At 36.8% G+C, this 25509-nt stretch carries 23 protein-coding genes; 15 read left to right on the plus strand and 8 right to left on the minus strand.

From position 1 onward, the window contains the following. Positions 1 to 364: 364 nt before the first annotated feature. Together DS745_RS21845 and DS745_RS21850 are read left to right on the plus strand one after the other, a co-directional pair. Positions 365 to 2446 carry a TerD family protein gene (locus tag DS745_RS21845; protein WP_196121301.1) on the plus strand — a complete coding sequence of 694 codons (2082 nt, stop codon included), beginning with the start codon at positions 365 to 367 and terminating at the stop codon, positions 2444 to 2446. Between the two features lie 272 nt (positions 2447 to 2718). After that, positions 2719 to 5064: a beta-glucosidase gene (locus DS745_RS21850; RefSeq protein ID WP_129080360.1), complete on the plus strand. Its 2346-nt coding sequence runs from the start codon at positions 2719 to 2721 to the stop codon at positions 5062 to 5064. Between the two features lie 254 nt (positions 5065 to 5318). Here DS745_RS21850 and DS745_RS21855 read toward each other — a convergent pair whose 3' ends face one another. Both DS745_RS21855 and DS745_RS24735 read right to left on the minus strand, forming a co-directional pair. Further along, entirely contained in the window at positions 5319 to 6485 is a 1167-nt protein-coding gene (locus tag DS745_RS21855) for an IS256 family transposase (protein ID WP_129080361.1), read from the minus strand. 412 nt (positions 6486 to 6897) lie between these two features. Next, complete coding sequence (locus tag DS745_RS24735; RefSeq protein WP_161568348.1) at positions 6898 to 7065, minus strand: hypothetical protein; 168 nt, start codon at positions 7063 to 7065, stop codon at positions 6898 to 6900. A gap of 247 nt (positions 7066 to 7312) precedes the next feature. On the opposite strand from DS745_RS24735, the gene DS745_RS21860 reads away from it, so the two are divergent. From DS745_RS21860 to DS745_RS21890, 7 genes are all read left to right on the plus strand, one after another. Next, positions 7313 to 7840 carry an RNA polymerase sigma factor gene (locus DS745_RS21860; protein ID WP_129080362.1) on the plus strand — a complete coding sequence of 176 codons (528 nt, stop codon included), beginning with the start codon at positions 7313 to 7315 and terminating at the stop codon, positions 7838 to 7840. After that, positions 7827 to 8624: a hypothetical protein gene (locus DS745_RS21865; protein ID WP_129080363.1), complete on the plus strand. Its 798-nt coding sequence runs from the start codon at positions 7827 to 7829 to the stop codon at positions 8622 to 8624. Before DS745_RS21860 ends, DS745_RS21865 begins: the two co-directional genes overlap by 14 nt. Positions 8625 to 8891: 267 nt before the next feature. Then, positions 8892 to 9197: an MGMT family protein gene (locus DS745_RS21870; RefSeq protein WP_129080364.1), complete on the plus strand. Its 306-nt coding sequence runs from the start codon at positions 8892 to 8894 to the stop codon at positions 9195 to 9197. A 48-nt stretch (positions 9198 to 9245) separates the two neighbouring features. Then, positions 9246 to 9734: a DinB family protein gene (locus DS745_RS21875; RefSeq protein WP_421721843.1), complete on the plus strand. Its 489-nt coding sequence runs from the start codon at positions 9246 to 9248 to the stop codon at positions 9732 to 9734. 5 nt (positions 9735 to 9739) lie between these two features. Next, the gene (locus tag DS745_RS21880) at positions 9740 to 10774 is read left to right on the plus strand and encodes a PQQ-dependent sugar dehydrogenase (protein ID WP_129080366.1); all 1035 of its coding nucleotides are present in this window, start codon (positions 9740 to 9742) and stop codon (positions 10772 to 10774) included. A gap of 81 nt (positions 10775 to 10855) precedes the next feature. Further along, positions 10856 to 11287: a VOC family protein gene (locus DS745_RS21885; protein ID WP_129080367.1), complete on the plus strand. Its 432-nt coding sequence runs from the start codon at positions 10856 to 10858 to the stop codon at positions 11285 to 11287. Positions 11288 to 11323: 36 nt separating this feature from the next. Continuing rightward, a complete protein-coding gene (locus tag DS745_RS21890; protein ID WP_129080368.1) occupies positions 11324 to 12922 on the plus strand; it encodes a glycoside hydrolase family 43 protein in 1599 nt (532 codons plus the stop codon). Between the two features lie 205 nt (positions 12923 to 13127). Here DS745_RS21890 and DS745_RS21895 read toward each other — a convergent pair whose 3' ends face one another. Further along, positions 13128 to 15281, minus strand: a complete 2154-nt coding sequence (locus DS745_RS21895; protein WP_129080369.1) for a GDYXXLXY domain-containing protein — start codon at positions 15279 to 15281, stop codon at positions 13128 to 13130. Between the two features lie 346 nt (positions 15282 to 15627). On the opposite strand from DS745_RS21895, the gene DS745_RS21900 reads away from it, so the two are divergent. Then, positions 15628 to 16362, plus strand: coding sequence for a gamma-glutamyl-gamma-aminobutyrate hydrolase family protein (locus DS745_RS21900; RefSeq protein WP_129080370.1), 735 nt, complete (start codon positions 15628 to 15630; stop codon positions 16360 to 16362). Between the two features lie 3 nt (positions 16363 to 16365). After that, entirely contained in the window at positions 16366 to 16989 is a 624-nt protein-coding gene (locus tag DS745_RS21905; protein ID WP_129080371.1) for a hypothetical protein, read from the plus strand. A gap of 405 nt (positions 16990 to 17394) precedes the next feature. Here the strand turns inward: DS745_RS21905 and DS745_RS21910 are convergent, their stop codons facing one another. Genes DS745_RS21910 through DS745_RS21920 form a run of 3 tightly spaced genes read right to left on the minus strand, consistent with a single transcriptional unit; the run spans position 17395 to position 19512 of the window. Further along, positions 17395 to 18276, minus strand: coding sequence for a glycine betaine ABC transporter substrate-binding protein (locus tag DS745_RS21910; protein ID WP_129080372.1), 882 nt, complete (start codon positions 18274 to 18276; stop codon positions 17395 to 17397). Between the two features lie 27 nt (positions 18277 to 18303). After that, positions 18304 to 18969 (minus strand): cysteine hydrolase family protein, encoded by a 666-nt coding sequence (locus DS745_RS21915; protein ID WP_338324560.1) that lies wholly within the window; start codon positions 18967 to 18969, stop codon positions 18304 to 18306. After that, positions 18970 to 19512 (minus strand): GbsR/MarR family transcriptional regulator, encoded by a 543-nt coding sequence (locus tag DS745_RS21920; RefSeq protein WP_129080374.1) that lies wholly within the window; start codon positions 19510 to 19512, stop codon positions 18970 to 18972. It lies immediately after the preceding gene. A gap of 250 nt (positions 19513 to 19762) precedes the next feature. Here DS745_RS21920 and DS745_RS24740 point away from each other — a divergent pair, with 250 nt between their 5' ends. Further along, a complete protein-coding gene (locus DS745_RS24740) occupies positions 19763 to 19939 on the plus strand; it encodes a hypothetical protein (RefSeq protein WP_161568349.1) in 177 nt (58 codons plus the stop codon). A gap of 73 nt (positions 19940 to 20012) precedes the next feature. Here DS745_RS24740 and DS745_RS21925 read toward each other — a convergent pair whose 3' ends face one another. Continuing rightward, positions 20013 to 20636, minus strand: a complete 624-nt coding sequence (locus tag DS745_RS21925; protein WP_129080375.1) for a hypothetical protein — start codon at positions 20634 to 20636, stop codon at positions 20013 to 20015. A gap of 189 nt (positions 20637 to 20825) precedes the next feature. Here DS745_RS21925 and DS745_RS21930 point away from each other — a divergent pair, with 189 nt between their 5' ends. Further along, positions 20826 to 23006 (plus strand): bifunctional diguanylate cyclase/phosphodiesterase, encoded by a 2181-nt coding sequence (locus DS745_RS21930; protein WP_161568350.1) that lies wholly within the window; start codon positions 20826 to 20828, stop codon positions 23004 to 23006. 99 nt (positions 23007 to 23105) lie between these two features. Here DS745_RS21930 and DS745_RS25475 read toward each other — a convergent pair whose 3' ends face one another. Further along, positions 23106 to 23600, minus strand: coding sequence for a CBO0543 family protein (locus DS745_RS25475; RefSeq protein ID WP_338324561.1), 495 nt, complete (start codon positions 23598 to 23600; stop codon positions 23106 to 23108). Positions 23601 to 23865: 265 nt separating this feature from the next. Between DS745_RS25475 and DS745_RS21940 the strand changes: the two genes are divergently transcribed. Beyond that, entirely contained in the window at positions 23866 to 24867 is a 1002-nt protein-coding gene (locus DS745_RS21940; protein ID WP_129080378.1) for an LLM class flavin-dependent oxidoreductase, read from the plus strand. Between the two features lie 387 nt (positions 24868 to 25254). Continuing rightward, on the plus strand, positions 25255 to 25455 hold the full coding sequence (locus tag DS745_RS21945) for a cold-shock protein (protein ID WP_129080379.1): 201 nt from the start codon (positions 25255 to 25257) through the stop codon (positions 25453 to 25455). Positions 25456 to 25509 lie beyond the last annotated feature (54 nt).

Genomic DNA, 25509 nt, shown 5'->3' on the forward strand with positions numbered 1-25509 from the left:
TAGCATTTATGGTAGGGCAGCAGTGGAGCCTAAAGGTAACACTAGCTGACCATGTATTTTTTAGAGGAACCTCTTTCCAGGATACAATTACATGTAAACAAGATAAGTATCAGGACATTTCCTGGTACTTCTTTTATAGATAAAGGCTCTTTTCGTAAACATTGTGGCTTTTCTATCCTAAAATTATCGGAAAAATACCCTAGATGAAGATATCAGCCAATAAATTATGTAAGAAAAGAGCATTACTTACTAAATTAGTGGTGAATTCTTAGTAATTTGTGTAAAAATCCGGCTTTTGGGATTTTTACGAAAGCAACAAACTTTGCGAAAACAGCCTAGATAAAAGGTAGGTGGGAGCAGCACCATGGAAAACACATTGAACATGCAAAGCATTATGGTTAGACGTAATAAAGTGGTGGTTGAACAAGGTCAATCGTCGCTCTCAGAAGTATTACTGGCGACTGCGACCAAAAACTTAGAAGCCCTAGGGTTCATGTTTTCACCTGAGTTACTCACAGAGCTGCGCACGATGGAAGACTCGCAATTTATTAGCTTTTATACTAAACTTATACCGATTTTAAAAAATGCCGTTGGTGCTCATGTAGAGTACAAACCTATGTACCCTAACTTTCCTACCTCTGTGATGGAAGCGGAAGAAGCAGAACTTTACCTAAATGCTATCATCCATTACTATACTAACTTGCTGCCGTTCGAAGAGAAGAGAGAGCGGTTTCCATTATTTGAGAAAACAAATTTACGAATGTTGCAGCTTGCATCGATTAAAGATTTCTATCAAATAATCAGAGGCCTAATTTCCGCAAAAACTAGTCTATCTGCCACCGATCAAGCAGAAGTGCTCTGGAGTATTAGGAATAGCTCAGATGTATCCACTGTTTTACCGGAAGAAATTCCGATGAAAGAAACTATTGCGTTTGTAGTAGCTACACTACTAACAGAGGGGAAAATGAATGTTAATGAAATCTCTCACTATTTTAAGACAGCAACAGATGTACTTCGTCTTGCTGTTGCGTTATCAGAAGGGGATGTTAGTTTAGCTGGTACTACAAAATTTAAAAAGTTCAAACGATCGGAACGACGCTTTCTCTTAACACTACTAGATAGGATGAAAAATCCTACAGAGGATATGCTCAAATACAAAGGGCAGTGGATACGTCTTGGAGAAATTCTTCATCCCGGAGAATACAAAAATAACTTTCAAAATGCCTATCAAGCTTTTACAATTATCCGAAATAACGAAACCTTTCCTACGTTTTCTAGTAAAGTAGAAAAAGCATTGGCTGACAGTAATCTAGAAGAAGCGGTTCGGTTGCTCTCGAAGCGTCCAGGAGAATTGGCTCGACGATTGGATCACTTACTTCGACTATCTGATTTGCCTGAAGTTGTCATCAATCCTTTTCGAGAGGTGGCTTCCGAGGTATCAACGGCTGTACTACTTCAGGTAAAAACACATTTCCAAACCAGAAACTCAGATCAGCCAATTCGCGTTATTTTCCCAAAAGGAAATGTCGCAAAAGCGGTCGGTATAGAAAATCAACTTCCTGTTATTCCTGAAAACATTTGCTTAGCTATTGTAGACATTTGCGAGAAAGTGCTCATAGAGAGATTTTCTCAATTACCGCCACTTGGAAAGGTTTATATTGAACCTTCCTTAAAGAATATGAATGTCCCGTTTTCTCAACGTTCAGCCTCAAAAACGTTAAAAACTCTTGTCAGAGGCAGTAAATTCGAAATTCCAGAAGGGAATACAATTCGCTTTTTCACTTGGTGGAAACAAGGAGCAAACGAACGAATTGATGTCGATCTTTCCGCGATGTTGTTCGATGAAAACTTCTTATTCGTGGACCATATTTCATACACAAATCTAACAAGTACGAAATTTCGAGCATGGCATTCTGGAGATATTGTTGATGCACCAAATGGAGCAGCTGAGTTCATTGATATTGACATTCCCTCGTTTACCCAAAATGGTGGAAGGTATATTATGATGCAGCTATACACATATACTGAGCAGTTTTATTGTGACATGCCTGAATGCTTTGCTGGATGGATGATGAGAAAACATCCAGGTACAGGGGAAATATTTGAGCCGAGGACAGTTGAAAATAAAGTAGATATTGCAGCTAAAAGTAGAATTGCAATACCAGTCATTCTTGATCTGGTAGAACGTAAGGTGATCTGGTGCGATCTGAGCCTCACCAACCATCCTCAATTTTACAACAATGTAGAAGGAAATCTTCCTTCAACAACGTTGATGTTGATGAGTATGACAAGTCTTGTCAAACCGAATTTATATGAACTTTTCCGTATACACGGTGAGGCGCGTGGAACGCTTGTAAACGAAATTGATGATGCCGACACTATTTTTGCTATGGATCAGGGGATTACACCTTTTGATTTAGAAAAAATCATGTCTGAATTTTTATAAACCAAAAAAGTGCTTGGGTCTCGACTCAAGCACTTTTTTGGTTGTCATTCAATGAATTTCATAATTCATCGGTATCCCCAATACGATATCACATGTAGTTGCGCTAAAAAATTCCCAGCTTCATTTAGTTTGATATCGCACCATTAAGGTCATTATGAAATTCATTGAATTATACTTATATTACGATTTTCGATATAATACACTTAACGTTGAACTGACTATATATGGAAGAGTTTCTAGTTATTTAATAAGCTAGAACATAGGGATAAACGATGAAAAACAAAGATTTAATTCGTCAAATGACAATAGAAGAAAAAGCATCACTAATGTCTGGTGGGAACTTTTGGAACACGCAAGCGATTGAAAGATTGGGTATTCCCTCGATCATGCTAACCGACGGTCCACATGGGTTACGTAAGCAAGGAGGGAAGGCTGATCACATAGGTATGAATCAAAGTATACCGGCAACCTGCTTTCCGCCAGCTGCTACTTTAGCAAACAGTTGGGATTTAGAATTAGTAGAAGATGTCGGACGTTCTATTGGAAAAGAAGCAGCCACGGAAAAAGTAAGCGTCTTGCTTGGACCTGGACTAAACATAAAAAGAAATCCGCTTTGCGGACGAAACTTCGAATATTTCTCAGAGGATCCATTTTTAAGTGGTAAAGTGGCAGCGAGTATGATTAAAGGGATTCAGTCAAATGGAATTTCGGCATGCCCTAAGCATTATGCAGTCAACAGTCAGGAACATCTTAGAATGACTATCGATGAAGTGGTTGATGAACGAGCCTTACGTGAAGTGTATCTTGAAGGTTTTCGCTATGCTGTAGAAGAGGGAAAACCAAAAGTGCTGATGTCATCTTATAATAAAGTGAATGGTGAGTATGCCAATGAAAACACGCATCTCATGAATGATATTTTATATGGTGAATGGAAGTATGAAGGAGTCGTCGTCACGGATTGGGGCGGAAATCATGATCGAGTCAAAGGGCTACTAGCCGGAAATCAGCTTGAAATGCCTTCAACAGGTGGAATAACTGATAAAGAAATCGTTGATGCTGTAAAATCTGGTGAGCTAAGCGAAGCGGTTTTAGATGAGAGAGTTGATCGTTTGTTGGGGTTAGTCTTTGAAACAACAGAGACTTTGAAGAAAGAAGTAGAGGTAGATTGTGAGGATCACCATCTAAAAGCAATTGATGCAGCAAGGCGTTCGATTGTTTTGCTTAAAAATGAAAATCAAATTCTTCCGTTAAAAGAAAATCAGAACATTGCCGTTATTGGTGATTTCGCGAAAATACCGCGTTATCAAGGGGCAGGGAGCTCACTAATTGAACCGACGAAACTTGACAATGCTTGGGACAAACTAACGGAAACAAGTTTAAAGATCGTAGGCTATGAGCAAGGATATAAACGGTTTGGTGGACGAAGTAATAACCTTATGAAAAAAGCTTTAACGTTGGCAAAACAGGCAGATATCGTCTTACTGTTTCTCGGATTAGACGAAGGTAGTGAAACAGAAGGCTTGGACAGAACGGATATGAAGCTAAAGGAAAATCAACTAACCTTGGTGAATGAGCTAGGAAAGGTTCATGAGAACGTCGTTGTAGTCTTATCAGGTGGATCTGTAATTGAGATGCCTTTTGTTGATGACGTCAAAGCCATTTTGCACACCTACCTAGGAGGACAAGGAGGAGCAACAGCCCTGAAGGATATTCTTATTGGTAGTTTTAATCCAAGTGGTAAGCTTGCTGAAACCTATCCTATGAAATACGAAGATGTTCCTTCAGCCCCTTACTACCCTGGTCTTGAAGCTACATCTGAGCACCGAGAGAGTATTTATATTGGGTACCGTTACTTCGACACTGCGAAGGTTCCCGTACTATTTCCGTTTGGATTCGGCTTGTCTTACACTCAATTCGAGTATAGCGAAATGATGGTTAACGGAACATCGATTTCGTTTACGATAAAGAATGTGGGGGAGATGGTAGGAGAAGAAATCGCTCAATTTTATATCAAGCCTTTGTCACCAAAGGTTTTCCGTGCGAATAAAGAGTTAAAGGGCTTTGTAAAGGTTCATTTAGAGCCTAACGAAGTAAAACAAGTGACGATAGACTTTAATCATCAAGCTTTTGCGTATTTCAATATCGAGGTTAATCAATGGTCAGTTGAGAGTGGAGAGTATGAACTTCAAATTGGAAGTTCAATTGATGGTATCCGCTTGTCTAAGACGGTAGTTATTCAAGGTGATGATGCGGATAACCCGTATGATCAAGAGCTATTTAAACACTATTATGACCTGGACATAAGCAACATTCCCGATAAGACGTTTCATCTTCTCTTAGGTTATAAACCGCCTAATCCGTATTGGGATCGCACTAAAAAGCTAGAGTATCACGATACAATTTTTCAATTGAAATATAAAAAAGGGATAGGGCAATTCACCTATTTTTCAGTAATATTAATACAGAGCTTCCTTCGTCTCATTGGGAAGCGCTCAACCGCACATAATTTCACCTTTGTCCTAAACATGCCGTTTCGGCAGATTGAACGATTTAGTCAGGGGAAGATTAGCAGGAAGATGATTGAGAGATTTTTGAAGGTGGTAAACTTAGGTAATTAACATTGGTTCAAAGTAGATTACTATAATTATATTATGTAAACTGGTTAGGTGAAGGTAACTTCTAAGAGGACAGAGGTTCCGTTATTTCTTCAATTTTCGTTATTTTTAAGATTAAGCGGACACAGATGGGTAGCGTCAAGTATTTTGTGTAAGCATTAAAAGTAGGGCCCCTATGAATTACTTTATTTAGTTTCTGAATTTTCAGTCAGGTATGGGCGGGGGAGCCCGTACCTGACTGAAAATTCTTCCATTTTTTAGTTATATCGTTCAGTAAACATTTCTTGTAACTTTGATTTTGATTGTGCAAATCCTGCAGATATTCTAGTTGACCATTTGTCATTCATCGATTTAACAGTAAGATACAAGATTTTCTCAGCTGCTTTAATATCAGGTAGGCTATTCATTGGTTTTACCCGTTTTCGAAACTCTTTTATTGTTCTTTCAATCCAGTTAGTTGTATAAATACCAGATCGGATATCCATAGGATATTTCATAAACGTCAATAACACTGGCAGGTCCTGTTCCCAGGATTGAACTTCTTTTGGATACTTTTTAGACCATTCTTCTTTAAACTTCTCAAATTGAATTTGAGCGATTTCTCTTGTTGGAGATTTATAAATTAACTTCAATCCTTCGGATATGTCAACTTGGTCTTTTTTTCGTACTTGGTTTAAGGTATTTCTTACTTTGTGAACCACACAACGCTGTACATCAGCTTTAGGATACACAGCTAGGAAAGCTTCTTCGAGGCCGCTTAATCCATCAAAAACTCCTAATAGAACTTCTCTTAAACCTCGCGTATACAAATCTGCTAAAATAGTATGCCATCCAGTTGAACTCTCACGTCCCCCCACGTAAAAGGCTAGAATTTCACGGTGACCATCTTCATTTACCCCCATGACAACATAGACAACTTCTTTATCGACCGTATCTCGGCGTACTTTAATATACATACCATCTAAATATAGTACAGAATATCTCTTATTTAACGGACGTTTTTGCCAAGCTTCAATGTCTTGGTGAACTACTTCCGTTATGTTACTAATCGTTGTAGCTGAGTAAGCTGAGCCGACCATTTTTTCTACAAACCTGCCAACATCACGGGTGCTCATCCCGCTCTGGTACATACGTATAATGGCTTCTTCTAACCAACCATCTCTACGTTGGTAAGGCTCAAATAATTGGGTTTTATATTCTCCTTGGCGATCACGAGGGACAGAAATATCCTCAATTTTTCCGTATTTTGTGTCCAATGACCTTTCATAATAACCGTTACGTTGAAGCCCTTGATCCGGTTTTTCTACTTCAATAAAATTCTTAATTTCTTCTTTTAAGTAGAGCTCCATTTTATCTTTAAGAAAGTTTTTTACTAAATCTTCAAGTTGATTCGTAAAATCATTATTAGGTATAATAGGTTTCATAGTAGGGTTTTCCTCTCTTTTTGGGATGTCGCAATTCCGAGGATACCCTACTTTTTTTGTTTTTTGGAGACTCCAAATTTTGGCCATTTATATCTTACACAAAATATTTTATACCATCCACAGATGCACTTATTTTAGTCAAAATTCAACTTTTTTGCTTAAATACGAGGAAATAACGGTACCAGTGACCGCGAAAGTTCAAAAAAGGTCTTATTATATGGCTGTTTTCGCAAAGTTTGTTGCTTTCGTAAAAATCCCAAAAGCCGGATTTTTACACAAATTACTAAGAATTCACCACTAATTTAGTAAGTAATGTCTTTTCTTACATAATTTATTGGCTGATATCTTCATCTAGGGTATTTTTCCGATAATTTTAGGATAGAAAATCCACAATGTTTACGAAAAGAGCCTATTATATAAAATAACGTACCATATGTCCTCTTAAATCCAAGAACCACCATGAGATGCCCAATATCCCATGGTGGTTTTCATCATTCTCCAAATCTAATGTTTGCTTTCGATAGAGCAGTTGCGTTAGTCTCGTTTGAAATGCTACTTTTATTCTAACGTACTGTTTCATTAGGAGTAAGCTCTTGATTAGAAGATAGTCTCTAAGTATGGATGAGTTGCGATATGATTTCGTGTTCCATCTAAAAGTTGTCTTGTTAAGAAGCGAGCCGTCGGTTAATCTGTTGAACTCATAAGCACCTATTTTGTGAATGGCAGGTTCCTATACTAGATTAATCAAAAATTTTTTTTAATCAACTGAAACTTTTTAAACTTAGAGCCGTCTTTAAGACAAATAATAGAATAGGAGGTGTTCAATATTGGATGAAGAGTTAAGGCAACAGAGGGTACATGAATGGTATCAACTATATAGTGATGAGATTTATCGATACATCCTCTTTATGATTGGGGACCATGATCAAGCCAAGGACTTGACTCAAGACACGTATTTAAAGGCTTATCATAGTTACGATCAATTTCTAGGAATTACTAGCGACAAGAATTGGTTATACCGTCTGGCACGCAATGTGACCATTGATTATATACGTAAAAGAAAGCCAATCCGCTTTATGATGGAATCTTTCGGCACTTATCCTAGTAAAGATAATACCCCTGAAGAAGTGATTGAGATGGGAGAAAAAGTAGAAGAATTGTATCGTTGTTTAAAAAAATTAAAACGCTCTTATCAAGAAGTAATTATTTTAAGAAAAATAAAGGAACTTTCAATTTCGGAAACGACAGAAATTCTTGGGTGGAATGAACAAAAAGTAAAGAACACCTTGTTGAGAGCATTATCAGCTTTAAAACAACAAATGTTGAAGGAGGGATATCAGCATGAAACATTATGACGATCAAGACGATCTTGACCAAAATTTTAAGCAACTTAATAAAATTGCTTTTAAAAAAAGTCAAAAAGAAGAGGTGTACGTAACCATGATGGAAAAGATCACTCGCTCAAGGAAGAAGAAGCGGTTTCACTTCATGATAAAGAACGTTATTGCAACATCGTTTGTGGCACTATTTGTCTTAGTCGGTGGGTATATTCTCATTAATGAAGTTATTATAGATAATAAATCCAATCAAGGCACGATCAATGAGGTTAAATCACTTCTGAATGTCTTGGAAATAGACAGGGCTAAAATCAGTTCTATAAGTATTACTAATCTTAACGAGAATACCTGGACTGAGGTAAAGGACGAGAGTATGATTGACATGATGATCAGTGACCTCGCTAAACTAGAAGTAATTGAAGATGAAGTTCAATTTAGCGAGACATACAGAGTAGAATTATCTGTTGAAAATCATCCGGGATTTACCATTGAGTTTGCGGAAGGAAATTATATGAGGATTTTTGATGGTGTTGTAGCCAACCACTATAAAATAATGAACGACAATAACTATCTAAGAACGATTGAGAGTGATTTGTTAGTTTGGAACTTTGAAGGAGTATTTAGAGACTACGCAGATGGGGACCAGCTAATTATTAGTTATAACGGAATGATTGAGTATTTTTCTATTACTTCAGAAGTACTTGAAGATTTAGCAACGATTGCACAAGGGGACACTATAACCTTTTCCTTTATAAAATCCCAAGAGGGGCGTCTATTATTGCAAACGGTAAGTAAACGATAAAAGGCGGAGAAGTATTAGGTTAAATCCTAATACTTCTTTCTATTTGCTCTGCTAAAGCTAAATGACATAGTTGAAACTTTTCCAAAATCCTAGTATAACTAGCATATGAAAAAAACTGCGAATCATACAGCAATCTACTAAAACATATCAGAAGTTTACAGAAGACTGGTGAGCAACGTTTGGCAAATTACAGAGAAAGGTTGTGGCCAAAGTGCCGAATAAGTTACAAGTTTACTATTTCTTACTTAGTAGGAGGAACTACGCAACTTGACACCATTTACAAAGCAAGTAATTGAGATTATTCAAATCATTCCAAAAAGCAAGGTTATGACCTATGGACAGATAGCGAGGCTAGCGGGAAGTCCAAGAGCAGCCCGCCAGGTCGTTCGTGTTCTTCATTCTATGAGTAAAAAGTACAATCTCCCCTGGCATCGTGTCGTCAACGCTAAAGGCGAGATTGCGATTAAAGATGATGAGTCTTATCATGAGCAATTAATGTCTTTAGAATATGAGGGTATTGAAGTGGGAATTCACGGAAAAGTAGATTTATCAAAGTATCAATGGTTACCATAATTAATAGAGATTTATCGGAATCGAGTACTTAAGACTAACAAAAAAGGAATGTTTATATTGCAGCGATTTTTTGAGTACAACTGGCAAGTAAGAGATGAGTGGTTTGATTGGTGCAATCAACTTCCATATGAACAATTAGTAAAAGAGCGAAGTGGTGGAGTAGGTGGTATCCTATACACGCTCTTTCACATTATTGATGTAGAATATAGCTGGATACGAGGTATTCAAGGGAAAGAAGATATAGTAATTAACTTCGTCGATTATCATTCTCTTGAAAAGGTGAGATCTCTCTCAGAACAATTTCAAAAAGAGATTGTAGAATTCATGAAAATAAATTTACGAGAACGTAAAATGGAGCTCGTTAATGTTCCATGGGATAACGATACATATACAGTTGACGAAATATTGCACCACATCATTGCTCACGAAATACACCATATCGGCCAATTATCTATTTGGGCAAGAGAGTTGGAACTCAAGCCTGTATCTGCGAACTTTATCGGGAGAAACTTGACTAATATAAAACCAAGGTGGTGAAGGAAATGCAACGTATATTCATATTCTTAATTTTCCTTTTAGTAACAGCAGGTTGTTCTAGTTATGAGAAACCAGAAACCATGATAGAGGTAGAGGTGGTAGCAGCTAACCTTCAAATCCCTTGGTCAATCGAGAAGGATGCTGATACGTTTTATCTAACTGAAAGACCAGGGCATATAGTAAAAATAGAAAATGGGAATATGTCTCGCCAAAACGTAGTACTAGAGAAAGAACTCTCAACAGCTGCTGAGGCAGGCCTATTAGGATTTGTGCTAGCACCGGATTTTCATGAAACGAATGTAGCATACGCTTATTACACCTATCAAGAAGGGAACAGCCAGTTAAATCGGATTGTAACTCTTCAATTGGCAGAGGATGTTTGGAGAGAAGAGAGCTTACTTCTCGATCAGATTCCAAGTGGCACCTATCACCATGGTGGAAGACTAAAAATTGGACCTGATGGTTATCTTTATGCAACTACAGGTGATGCATCTGCACCGGCTATTGCTCAAAATCTTGACTCATTAGGGGGAAAAATCCTCCGACTAAACCTTGATGGATCTATTCCAGATGAAAATCCGTATCCAAATTCCTATATTTATAGCTATGGACACCGAAATCCTCAAGGATTGACTTGGTCTTCAGACGGTACACTTTACTCGAGTGAGCACGGGAACCGGGCTAATGATGAGGTTAATAAAATTGAGCCTGGCCTTAATTATGGGTGGCCAATTATTGAAGGTCATGAGGAACAAGAAGGCATGGTCTCACCACTTTTCACTTCTGGTAGTGGAAACACGTGGGCGCCATCTGGAATGGCTTATCAAGAGGGGAAGTTGTACGTTGCTGCCTTAAGAGGTTCAGCCGTTTTAGAATTTAACCTAGAAACAGGCGAGCAAAGAGAAGTGATCACTGGACTTGGTAGAATCCGAGATGTCAGGGTAGAAGGTAGCTACCTTTATTTTATCAGTAACAATACTGATGGACGCGGCACTCCCGAAGAGAATGATGATCGGTTGTTTAGAATTACATTGAATTAAGAAAACCGGGTGATAGGATTGCAGAAAATCGGGTCCGTTTAGAGAAATTAACACGATCACTATATTAGGAGGAAACAGATAATGGTCATGCAAAGAGTGAGCTTATTAACCATAGGAGCGTTTGATTTACCTAAACTTCGTTCGTTTTATAAAGGCATTGGTTGGGAAGAGACTGAGTTTAGTTCTGACAATTATGCGGCATTTAAAACGGCTGGTGTCATATTATCAATTTTTCCTATTGAGGAACTAGCAAAGGATGCGGGTATTGAAATATCTCATACTGCTGATCAGTTTCGTGGCGTATCATTTGCCATTAATGTAGACAGTGTAGAACAAGTAGACTCTACAATTGAAGATATACGAAAAGTTGGTGGGAAAATCTTAAGAGAACCAAGTGACGCCTTTTGGGGTGGAAGAACAGCTTATTTTGCTGACCCTGAAAATAATCTTTGGGAAGTTGCATGGAATCCTACAGCTGTATTCGATGAAAGAGGAGCAATGGTTTCGTTTTAGTGAATGGAACGAAGTTTGATAGGAGGCGAGCATGAAATGTCGACAATTGTAAACCCAATTTTACCAGGATTTAACCCAGATCCGTCAATAATTCGTGTGAATGATGATTACTACATAGCTACATCTACCTTTGAATGGTTTCCTGGCGTTCAAATTCACCACTCCAAAGATTTGGTTAATTGGAGATTAATTGGTCATCCGTTAACGAGGAAAAGTCAGCTGAATATGAGGGGGAACTCCGACTCAGGGGGAGTTTGGGCACCTTGTTTAAGCTATGATAATGGTACATTTTATCTAATCTATACCGATGTGAAAAGCCATTACGGAGCGTTTAAAGATACCCATAACTATCTAGTTACCTCCAATGACATTATGGGGCCTTGGTCAGAACCAATCTATCTAAATAGCAGTGGGTTTGATCCTTCCTTGTTTCATGATGATGACGGGAGAAAATGGTTAGTTAATATGGTATGGGATCATCGTAAAGGCAAAAATCGTTTTGGAGGAATTTTGCTGCAGGAGTACTCCGAGGAGGAACAAAAATTAGTTGGTCCAATTAAAAATATTTTTAGAGGGACAGAAATTGGATTAACTGAAGCACCTCATCTCTACAAAAAAGATGATTACTATTACTTAATGACGGCTGAAGGTGGGACACGCTTGAAGCATGCGGTAACCATGGCGAGATCCAAGTCAATTTGGGGACCATACGAGGTAGATCCTCAAAATCCAATACTTACGTCTTTTGATAAACCAGAGCTTACTTTGCAAAAGGCTGGTCATGGTAGCTTAGTGCAAACCCAACATGGTGAATGGTACCTTGCCCATTTAATTGGACGGCCCTTGCAACCTTCTGGAAACTGTAATTTAGGAAGAGAAACAGCGATCCAAAAATGTGAATGGTCAGAGGATGGATGGCTAAGAATTGTTGGTGGGGATGCGCAAGTAACGGTGGAAGGACCTGGATTAGCAGAGTACAAGTTTGACCTTTCTAACAGTAAGGATGATTTTAATTCTGAAACACTTGATATCAACTTTAACTCTTTACGAGTTCCTCTGGAAGAAGAATGGGTGTCATTAAAGGCAAGACCAGGATGTTTACGTCTATATGGTAGAGAATCCCTAAATTCGGTACATAAACAAAGCCTAATTGCCAGAAGGCAAGAAGCGTTTCGTGTCAACGTTGAGACGGTCGTCGAGTTCTCACCAGAAAGCTTTCAGCAGATGGCAGGACTAGTTTACTACTATAATACAAAAAACCATTACTATTTACATGTGAGTTATGATAATGAGTTGGGAAAATGTCTCAATATTTACTCTAGTACACGAGGATTTTATGATGAACCAGGTGATGGTGCCATCTCGATTGAAGGATGGGACCAGTGTTACTTGAAAGCTGAACTACATTTTTCAGAGCTTCAATTTTCCTATTCACGTGATGGCGAAGAGTGGATGAAGTTTGGTCCAGTGTTAGATGCAAGTACGATCTCCGATGAAAATGCAGATATTCGGGTAGATGGCGTGTCACTTGATCAAGGATTTACTGGTGCATTTATTGGGATGTGCGTTCAGGATTTGAGTGGACAAAAGAAACATGCGGATTTTGATTATTTTATTTATGAGGAGCTAGACTAAAAGTGGAAAAGCCTACGTTTTTGTAGGCTTTTTTTCGTTTAAGATACAGTTTGTACGTTTTATGTATCAAGTAATGCTGTAGGCAGGTGTCACAGTGACAATCGAATTAAAGGGGAACCCAGCGCACTAAAGCTTTAAAGTGCTGGGGGTCAGTCCCCAACAAAAATACCCCTAATACAACTTGTACTAGGGGGTAATTCGACTACTATTTACTGATACTTATTAGAATTGCATCACCACTTTTTGAAACTTTTACATACGCATGCCGCATCGTTCTTTCTACTTCAGCACCAGTACCTTCCTCGATAAAATAGTTTTCTATGCCGTACTGTATTCGGTTATAACCTACGTGTTTTCCAGTGATAAATACATCGCCTTCCTGAGCGATATAGGGTTGATTAAAGCCGTTGCTAGATTTATAAATTCCCCCGTATTCATATATTCCATCTTGATTTTCTCTTAATAATACATCTATTTTTCCTAATCGATCATAACCTTCAATATCAATTGTAGAGATATCATAGTTTACTATGACATAGTCGCCTTGGATCAGTGAACGCGGATCAACCGGCTCTAATCTCAATTTCACCATTTCACCTTGGGAGAGGAGAAGCTCACTTTTCCCTATCTGCACCCCAGTAATTAAAAGTTGTAACGCAATTATAGCAGCTATCCATTTCCAGCGGAACAGAACAAAATTGGTTGGTTGGGCAGGGTACTTGTTTTTTCTATCGAGCAGGACTGCGACTGTAAATAATACTCCACCAATAATAAACAGCGCCATTGATTTGTGAAGAAGCTTCCACCCAAAGTCGTAATACTTTAACAGTAAGAAAACATACCAAAACACACTTGCAACTCTGTATTCAAACGTATTGGACATCGCTTTTGCCTTGAGTAAAACAAATAAAGTAATCGTAAAAAATAGTATGTTATGAACGACGTAATTAAGTTCGCCAATATCTCCGTAAAACGTCAATGCTAGCAAAGGGAGTAACGCATATACTAAGCTGTTTTTAACTGCAACAGTATCTATAAATCCCTTTAACAAAAAAACGAAAAAATTTAACGAGGCCATAATAATGAAAAGCCATGAAACATCGTTTATACTCGTTAAGAACTGTTCAAAGATGTGTTGATATAATAAATAAAAGACCAACCCATTAGCGATAAAATAAAGAAGAAATTTCAAGCCACTCGTTTTTGTACGGAACCAGCTATAACCTACAACACCTAACAACACTGTAGCAAATATAGGGTGCATTTCCGTGCTTATAATACAGGCCATTAAAAAACCGATCGAGATTAAGGTTAACCTAATAGCAGGTTCTAATGTTTCTTTATACAATGGGAAACCAATAAAACCAAGTATTGCAACAAAATAAATGATATAAGGTGCAGCATTGTCTGCAAGTAGGGAAATAAACCCTAATGTACTAAAAGAACCAATAAAGGAAGCTATGAGCGTCGCAAATACTAGTAAACAATTTTTGAGGAAATGTCTAGTCTTAGCATGGGTTCCGTCCATAGTCGTAATCATTTTTACAAGCTTAAGAGTTCCAATTACAAGGAAACCAGCAAAGACCATTCCTCCAAAATAAAACAATGCGCTAAAATTAATCGCCAGTTCAAAGTATTTAACAATGGCATATAATGAAAGCGCAATTCCAGAGAGGATTGTTAGCATCTTTTCATCCTTTTTGCTTAGATAGTAAATACTCGCTAAAAGTAATGGCCCATAAATGAAGTTTAAGACAAAACCGTATGTGTCAAACAACAAGTAAATAGACAAAAAGACCATTATCAAATGAGCAATACTAAATGAAATCCCTTTAACAATAGGTGAAGGGATGATTTTTCTATATGAACCTATAAAAATAAGAAAATTAACAATAGCAAATATCAAAAAGATGAAGAAATGATCATTGCTTGATCTAGAAAATACTCCTTGACTGGGATAGGTATAAAACCAAAGTGTTAAATTTATGAGAATTAAGCTGGTTACATAGAAAGGTTGATACTTAGTCACAACCGCAAACAGAGTGGTTGGGATCAACCAAATAAAAAATAGCATATAACTATCAGCATGGGAGTTATAGATTTGCCCTAATAAAGCAACTGTCACCCCAAACGTTATGCTGCCTGTAACCATGAACCATTTACCTAAGAAGGGATGATTCTCTATTCTTTTAGAGACGACAAACGCTAGAAGGTAAAATAAAAGGAATAAACCAACACTTAAGCCGATTTTTTGAAATCGATCAAAACCACCCCAATTAGAGGCAAAGAAATAAATAATCGCTGCTACAACCGATGAAAAACTTAGTAAATATAATATTCTCGTAAAATTTTCTCTCATAAACTCACTCCTTGGTTAGATTATACACGTGTTTGAACTTATTAGAAAAAAAATATTTGTTTCCGTATGGAAATATCGGGGTGTCACAGTGACAACCCGAAAACAACAAAATGGTAAACGAGTTAGGGTTTGAAATAGAATGTTAGAAATGTAGGAGACGTATTTTCAATTTAAAGAGTTTAACTGTTTAAGATACCATCAACGCTAGGTTCTTCTTAGGAGGTTAGTTCTTACAGACTTTACTTTTCGAGGACACAGAATACCTTAGCTTCTATTAGAAGTGTATGCTCTCGCAAACATTTGATAAAAATAAGCTGTAATTTTTACTAATCTAAGGAGTTTTTATATGAAACAAAAATCAAAACCAATCATTGGCATCTCGAGCACCGTCGAACAGCACAATAATATCCCTAGTGTTCATGTCCATGATAAGTTTATTCAAGCTGTTATGAAAGGAGGGGCTATTCCTGTCGTTATCCCAATTGGCCCCGTGGAACTAGTTGAAATTTGGATTAGTATGTGTGACGGGTTGCTTTTGAGTAGTGGCGAGGATATTGATCCAAGTTCCTTTAACGCAAATCCAAGCCCGCAAATTCAAAAAACAAACTTGAAGCGGGACAAACTAGAAATGGCATTGATCCAAGAGGCGCTTAAGCAGAAAAAACCAATATTGGCCATCTGTCGTGGGATTACGATGCTAAATGCAGCGATTGGGGGAACAGTCATTCAGGATATTCCAAGTACCATCCAAAACGCCATTAATCATTACCAACAAGCCGAACGGCCAGAGCCTACACATGATGTTCACTTAGAACGAACTAGTCGACTAGCTCAAATTTTTAACCAAGAAAAATTTCGCGTAAATAGTATGCACCACCAGGCCATTGATGTTTTATCTCCGATGCTTAAAGTGGTAGCAATAGCACCCGATGGTGTCATTGAAGCAGTGGAAGGGACCGATCCTACACACCTAATCTGGGGAATCCAATGGCATCCTGAAGAAATGGCTGAAGAAGACACAACAATGCTCCGACTTTTTAAAGAGTTTACAATAGAATGTCTAAAAAAAGGAAGTGTTTAGTTAATGGAAGAAAAGAACTATGTCTGGTATGCAAGTTATGGCTCGAATCTAAGTAGAGATCGCTTTTTATGTTACATAAGAGGAGGAAAGCCAGAGGGCTCAGAGATAGAGGAAGTTGGCTGTCGGGATCAGTCGCTACCTATCAAAGAAGCGTCTTTTATTATGGATTATCCGTTATACTTTGCGAAAAATTCGGACCGTTGGCAAAATGGCGGTGTTGCCTTTATCGGTTTGCAACAAGACTTACAAACAAAAACGTACAGTAAAAAATATTTAATTACTGAAGAACAATTTTTTGATGTAGTGAAGCAAGAAAATAACGGCGCTGAATTTGAAATTAATTTAGACGAAGCCAAGAAAGAAGGTTCAAAAACATTTCGCGATGCTTGGTATGGAACGATTCTCTATGTAGGAGAAGCAGATGGCCATCCAATTTTCACGTTTACAGCTGATTGGGATCTAGATGTTCCCTTTAGCAAACCTTCGAAACATTATTTACGGATGATTAGAGAAGGATTAAAAACAACAGCGGGTTTATCCAATCAAGAAGTTGTCGACTATTTTTTAACGAAACCAGGGGTAAAAGACAATTATAGCAGTGAAGAGCTAACGAGTTTGCTTACATAACCAATAGTATGTTCCATTATTATTTTTGCGTTGGAGAGGAGTTATGAGTTGCAAATAATAAAAAAAAGCTACGGATTAAACTAAAATTTCACCAAACTTAAAATGAGTTATAAGCAACAAACAGGAGTGCCAACTAAGCACTCCTGTTTGTTTTATATAGGCTATTTTCGCAAAGTTTGTTGCTTTCGTAAAAATCCCAAAAGCCGGATTTTTACACAAATTACTAAGAATTTACCACTAATTTAGTAAGTAATGCTTTTTTCTTACTTAATTTATTGGCTGATATCTTCATCTAGACTATTTTTCCGATAATTTTAGGATAGAAAAGCCACAATGTTTACGAAAAGAGCCTTTATATAAAAGCACTTAATTGTTACAGCATACTAACGTTACCTAAGCTATCATTTAGTTTCCTAGCATCGCATCGACTTTGTCGCGGTTAGTTTCGATCCACTGTTTCGCAAGCTCTTCAAATGGCGTTCCATTTTCTTCATAAGCTAACATCATTTCTTCTAAATCAGCAACTTCAATACTCCAATTTGAAAGTATGTTGTAAGCAGTAGGGTGGGCATCTTCAATCCCTTTATACGAAATGACAAACACATTATCAGGAACGAAGTGGCCTCTCGTATCTTCTAAAAACTTTAAGTCAAACTGTGCAAACATCGAGTGGGGTCTCCAACCAGTAATAATTACGGGCTGTTCACGTTCAATACTACGCTCTAATTCAGCGATCATCGCAATTTCACTTGAAGTCATTAGCTGGTAATCACTAAGGTCATAGTCAGCGATTACATCTTGTGATAATGAGACAATTCCAGCACCAGGTGCAATTGTAACAACTCTATTATCAAACTTTGCTGCATTTCCAATTAAATCTTCAATCGTATTTTCCTCTACATAATCTGGAACAACCCAACCTAGGGGAACTTGCTCATAACTTGTTGTAACTTTTTGTAGCTCATTTTCATACGTTGCCCAAAGAGCAGCTTCTGTGTGGGGTAGCCAAGCATCCATGAAAAAGTCGATTTCTTTTTCAGCAATTCCTTTAAAAATAACCGGTTGGTCTACCGTAATAAATTCTACATTATAGCCAGCTTCTTCTAAAATTAGTTTGACGATATTTGTTGGAGCTTCTGTACTAGTCCAAGTTGTTAAGCCAAATGTAATTGTTTGATCTTCCTGACTGTTTTTTAAATCTGTTTCATTTTGTACCTCATTTGAATTGCTACAAGCGACTAGGACTGCTAATAGAGTGACTAAAAATAGTAAACTAAGTTTTCTCATCTTTCTCTCCTTTTTTGAATATATTTTTTAACCTAATTTCTTAAACACTTCGCGCATGTTTTCTGGGGTGAATTTTAACGAATCTGGCCCAGGTGATTCCCATGCGATGTAGGGCTGATCATTAAATTTATTGACGAGTTGATCAGTATTATAAATATGAATACCATAAACCCAGTTTGCCATAATCAAGATTGAAGACATGTGAGCACCTTCATTGGAAGTGGCACAAATATCTTTTACTAAATTAATTTGATAGTCTCGAAAATAGCCATCAAAAACAGAGGTCATTAAACAACCGTCAGTAACGAAACCACCAATAATGACATGCTTTACACCTAAGCTCCTCAAAATTAAATCTAAACTCGTTTCATAAAAAGCACTCCAACGATATTTATCAATGATAATATCATCATCCTTTGGTGCGATAACATCTACAACTTCATATTTATCAGAATTCGTAGAATAATAGATTGGAGTACCTTTATTTGAAAGAGGTTCGCCGTAAGAGAGACCAATTTTATCGGCTCTATTAATCTGGCGAGTATAAATTATAGGAATGCCTTTTTCACGACAAGCAACAACCAATTTTTCAGAGTTGCTAATCGCCGCTTCTACACCTTTAATTCCGAAATCACTTTCTTTTTGTATATCAATTAAAACTAACGCTGTTTTTGAATAATCCAAAAAATCCACCTACTTGTTATCTATTTTATGTTTCGGGTAATGCTCAAAAATCTCGCCTGACTCTAAGGAATTTGCAAGACGCATTGTCCAGTCAAAGTATGAAAGGGAAGCAGTAATCGTTTCTAAATCCCGACTGGCTAGCTCTTTGACTTGTTCTGTATCAGAATTCGTAGCAAGATCTTCAAATACCGGCTTCGCTTGCTCCATTGCTTTTAAAATTAAGCTTCGTTCTTGACGCAGTTTTTTCACGAAAAAATTAATGAAATTTTTTAAAAAGTCTTTTTCGGCAATGTAATGATCTTTACGATCGCCTTTTTTCCAAACTTTAATCACCATTTCAGTTTCTAAAAGCTCCCGCATGCCATTACTAACACTTGCTTTACTCATTGCCACTTGATCTTTTATATCGTCTAAGGACATTGGTTCTTCCGAAAAATAAAGGACACCATAAATTCTACCTACAGATGGAGTTACCCCGTAGATTATCATCGTTTGCGCAATTGCACTAATCATTACGTCACGAGCTTCTTCAATCTTTTGTAGTTCAGTCATTTTTTTCACCCCCCTTTTTGTACAGTTTGTTTAATTCATATTGTATAAATTAAACGTTTTAGATTAATTGAATTATATAATTGGTTTACAGATCTGTCAATATTGTCTGTTTTTAAACGAAATATTATTAAGGTATTGTTATGATGATAAGAGATGGAAACGGTGGGATTGGATAATGATAATAATGTTAATAAAAGAAGAGGAATATGATGATGTATTTTTATTGTAGGATTGGAAGGAGGCTAATTTGATGGTTCATCAGAAGATAAGGCTAGCCATTTTTCTAATACAGTTTGCTAATAGAAGTGGGGGCTACACTTTGCACGGATTATTTAAGCATGGGGATGAATTCGCTTGGATGAATTATCCCTATTTGTCAGTAACTCCTCCAAGCGAATTCATGCTTCAAATGCCACTTTGTGTATAAATTCTACGTTGAAACAAAAAAACAAATTGGACTGAAGCGATTAGCGAACTAGAACGAATGCAGACTTTCCTTTTTAGTACATCTTAAACTCACGTTCATACGTTTTATGTAATAAATAATGCTGTAGGCCTTTCGTTTGTTGTTTTGCTTTTGTCGCAAAGGCGCATGCCTCATCGAGGTTGCCTTGCTTTTTTGCTCGTTCTGCTAATAAGGCATATTTCATCCATGGTTTTGAAACCTTCCCAATCCATGGATCTGCTTCTGTAATTCTATTTTCCTCGAGTAAAATCAGTGCTTGGTAATAATGTTTGTATTCTGGTGCTGTGATGTTTTGTATTTCCTTTTTCGCTTCTAATACATCTTTAAAATATAAAGAACGGATGATTTTGTAAATTGACTGGCGTGACTTTTGTCCTGTTTTGCTAATAAGTTGCTCTGTTAACTGATTGATCTCCTCATCACGTTCATTAGCTAGAGCATAGATGATATACAAGTTAGGGTTATGTTTATTTTTCAGTAGAAATTTTTCAATTTTATCAATGTTCGTTTCAAGAAAGCTACCGTGTAAAATTGGATACATAACAATGAAGAGTATCAGGATGCCGATAGTAATGAACGAAAATATGCCGTTGATATTAAATAGCGTTAGTAAGAGAAAAACTCCTAAACTAATCATAAATGTCGTGAAAAATCGCAAAGCTATACACCCACTTCTAGTCATATTGATAGATAAAATGATACGATAATTTTCTGGTAGTGTGAAAATAGGACTAATTAATAGGAATGGTTTCCTATTAATAGTTTTTTCTAAATTACTGTATAGTAATATTATACTAAAACCTATTAAATCTTGGAGGAAATACTAAAAAAGGGAAAGATGGTAACTATGAATTCACTACTAGATTCTACATCATTGGCTGATGTCTACAAATCCTTGTTCATGTATAATCAGGATGCTTGTTACGCGATTGACCTTGAAGGGAACTTCATCTTGTTTAATAGTGCAGCTATAGAACTAACTGGTTATACAAATGATGAATTTTTACATAGGTCTTTTTTTGAGTTATTGCATGAAAGTAGTTTAGAACAAACGAATTATCATTTCAAGAGAATTTTAGAAGGAAACAGAGAGAAATTTACTAGTACGGTCATTACGAAAAGTGGCTCTATTTTAGATTTAATTATTACCGCTTTTCCTATCTATCATGATGGGAAAGTAACTGGAATTGTAGGAATTGCCAAAGATACGACCAAAAAACTTAAGCTAGAACATTTTTTCGAAGGGCAAAATAAAGTACTTGAAATGATTAGTAATGGTCATCCGCTTTCAAATGTATTAGAGTATATTATTTATGTTATTGAAGGTGTTACAAATGGCGGGAGATGCTCAATTTTATTAACTGACGAAACTGGAAATAGGTTAGTAAGTGCTGCTGCACCTAGTTTACCTTCTAATTATTCAAGAATTATAAATGGGTTAATTATAGAGCAATATAAAAATTCTTGTGGAACAGCGGACTTTTCAAAAAAGTCAATTATTGTCTCAGATATAGAGAACGATCCTCTTTTGCTAGACGTTAAGGAATTAGCTTCTAGCTACCATTTAAAAGCTTGTTGGTCGTCACCAGTAGCAGATAATAGTCAACAAGTTTTGGGAGTGTTTGTGATTTATTACGAGGAAATGCGTAGACCTACGAAAGAAGATCAGGAAATCATTGAAAAAGCAAACTACTTAACTAGCTTAGCTATACAGCATTATCGATCTGAAGAAAAAATAAATTTTCTGGCAAATCATGATCTACTAACTAATTTACCAAATCGTACGTTATTTCATATAAATCTTGAGAAGGCAATAAATGAATTTCATCCTGAAACCGCGGATCATACCATTGCTTTATTACACTTGGATTTAGATCGTTTTAAATCGACAAATGATACGCTTGGACATCGTATTGGAGATATTTTGTTAAAAGAGGTTTCCAATAGAATTAGGGACTGTCTGTCTACAAAACACCTACTTTCACGCCAAGTTGGAGATGAATTTGTTATTCTACTAACAGAAGTCACACAAGATGAAATTCGATCAATGGCACAAAGAGTGATCAATCATTTGGCCAAACCATTTTTGGTTGAAAATCATGAGATATTTATTACAGTCAGCATTGGCATTAGTCAGTTTCCTTTTGATTCAAAGAGTAGATATGAACTAATCAGGAAAGCAGATATTGCTAAGTATCAAGCAAAAATCGAGGGAAGAAATAATTATCAATTTTATAATGCTGAATTAGATCGGAAATTAACGGAAAATGTACGCTTGGAAAATGATTTACGAAAGGCGTTGGAAAGGGATGAACTTCAAATTCATTACCAACCAATTGTTGAGCTTACGGAGAAGAAAATGGTAGGGTTAGAAGCATTGTTGAGGTGGGAGCATCCGACGTTAGGATTTATTTCCCCCTATGACTTTATACCAATTGCTGAAGAGTCCGGTTTAATTGTTCCAATTGGCGAGTGGGTCATAAAGTCAGTTTGTCAGCAGATAATAGCATGGGAAAAAGAAACCTCAAATAAGTACTCGGTTTCAGTTAATTTGTCAATTAGACAGTTCTATCAGTCAAATTTAGTACAAGTTATTTCGGAAAGTATTAAAGAGACAGGAATAGATCCTAGTCAATTAACACTAGAAATAACAGAAAGCATGACAATGGATGTCAATAAAGCAACAATTATTCTTTTTGACTTTAAAAGCTTAGGTGTAAACATTTCTATGGATGACTTTGGAACTGGTTACAGTTCACTTAGTCATCTGCAAGTATTTCCAATTGACTTTCTGAAAATTGATCAATCATTTATCAGGGAGATAAATACAAAATCTGAAAAAAGAACGGGAATTATTGCGGCAACCATCTTAGCAATGGCCCAAAACTTGGGGCTAAAAGTAATTGCAGAAGGTGTCGAAACCAAAGAACAATTACAATTTTTAGAAGAGCATGGTTGTAATTATGCACAGGGTTATTATTTCAGTAAACCCCAACCGGTTGAAATGTTAAAAGAATATATGAAATAAACGTATAAAGGTAATGACCCTTAATCTGCAACAGTTTAGGGTCGTTACTTTTTTACTCTTTCTATTAGGGTGGAACTGCCCGAACTGACACATATCGGTTTATGTAGTTCGTTTTGGGTTTTCACCATCGAAGCGATCAAGAATAAGAATGATTGCCCTAATCATGTATTTTGCGCTGGCAATCGTTATAAGAGAGTGTAAGCCAGTCCAACCTTTTCCATATTTAATTAGTTTCGTCTGCCTTTCGAAAAACAATTCTACTATTGCCTGAGGAAGTGCAAAAAGCCATACTTTCCAAAAAGCAGTTTTCCAATTGTCTTTCAATGTAGACCGACAAAACCATATCGTGACCGTAGAACATAAAAAATAGTCATAAATAATACTACTATTAAATATTGAAGGAAATAGTCTCACTGGATACTTTAAATAACCTTTAGAAGCAAGAGTAGGTGCCACAAATATATTTGCATATGAGTTAAGAAAAAAACATAATAACCACTTCTTGGTATCCTTTCCCAACATTGATAAAGGAGTTATAAAAAAAACTAAGACTACCAAAAATCTTAGCACGTTTTTTTCAAATTTATTGAACATGAGTAGACCTTCCCATCCATTCGAGAATTTTTTAATCAGAGGTAGAGTAAAGATAGTTTTCCTGTATAACAAAATTTTATGTAATACTTGGCAGTTTCAACTATATTTGTTGAGACGTCCATATTATAAAATGAGGAAACCTAGGATAAGATGTTTGACTCCATAAACTGTATATACTAAAATTACAGTACTTCATTGTAAAATGTAATTATTTTTATTACAGATAAATAGTGTCCGCTATAAACGGATGAAAGGACAAATACGTATGAAAACGATAAAACTACCAGTTTCACTTTTAAATTTAGTTCCAATACGAAAAGGGGAGGGAGCGAAAGAAGCGATTGATGCGATGGTTGATTTGGCCAAAGCAACGGAGAAAATGGGCTATGAGCGCTATTGGATCGCTGAGCATCATAATGCTTCAACGCTAGCAAGTTCGGCCACCTCCATTTTGATTAAGCATGTCTTGGAGGGGACCAAGCGTATTCGTGTTGGTTCAGGCGGTATAATGTTACCTAACCATTCACCGTTAGTTGTTGCTGAGCAGTTTGGAACGATGGCTACAATCTATCCTGGAAGACTCGATTTAGGACTCGGTCGCGCACCTGGTACTGATGGTAGAACGGCAAACGCACTTAGAAGGTCGCAGAACGATACTGTTTATACATTCCCTAATGATGTAAAAGCATTGCTTACTTATTTTGGACCGGAAGAGCGTCAAGACTACGTAAAAGCTTATCCAGGTGTTGGTACAAATGTTCCAATTTATATCCTTGGTTCTTCAAAAGATTCAGCATTCTTGGCTGCAGAATTAGGTTTACCTTATGTGTTTGCTTCTCATTTTGCCCCTAGATATATGGCTGAAGCCATCTCGATTTACCGTAGCAAGTTTAAGCCATCTGAATACCTCGATAAACCCTATATGATGGTAGGTCTAAATGTCATTGCAGCTGACAGTGATGAAGAAGCCCATTTTGAATTTACAACGACACAGCAATTCTTCTTGAATGTTGTACGAGGGACTCAAACTCCATTAAGTCCGCCAATAGAAAACATGGACAGTATTTGGGCGCCGCATGAACAAGATGTGGTTCGATCGATGGCTGGTATGACTTTGTTAGGTAGTAAAGCTTCAATAAGAGAGCAGTTAATTCACTTTCAGGAGCGTTATGATGTGAATGAAATCATGGCGGTTACGTATATGTATGACCATGAAAAGCAGAAAAGATCATATCAGTTACTAAAAGAGGTAGTTGATGAGGGGTAAGTAGTACCTGTTTTTTGGCTAGGGGAGTAATCGGACACAGATCCTGTTTATAACAAAATTGACTAATCTGAAATTTCACTGCCATAGGATCCGCTATTTCTCCAAAACTGGCGGAACACTTACTGTTTTTGATGAAGTAACAGAACCGATGGCCGCGAAAATCTAAAAAGGCTGTAATATTGCAAAATAAGGTACAATATTTCCGTTTAAATTTTTTTAAAAATAAATTTGCTTTTCTACAATATATCTGTTATGCTTAACAAGAATTATTTTTGTTCGGTGTGTTGTAAGGATTGAATTGAAGAATGTAAACTTTTCGCCTTTGATATCTAATTGAGCAACGATAGTAATAAATCGTGGATAATATCCACACAGGAGGCAATACCCATGAAACAAGGTACAGTAAAATGGTTTAACGCAGACAAAGGTTTTGGTTTTATCGAGGTTGAAGGTGGAGAAGACGTATTCGTACATTTCTCAGCTATCCAAGGCGAAGGATTTAAATCTTTAGACGAAGGCCAAAAAGTTACATTTGACACAGAGCAAGGACAACGTGGTCCTCAAGCTGTTAACGTACACAAAGCATAATAATGAAGGGACTCTATTTTAGAGTCCTTTTTTTATTTCGATTAAAAATTGTCT

Source organism: Anaerobacillus alkaliphilus (assembly GCF_004116265.1).
Lineage (GTDB): Bacteria > Bacillota > Bacilli > Bacillales > Anaerobacillaceae > Anaerobacillus > Anaerobacillus alkaliphilus.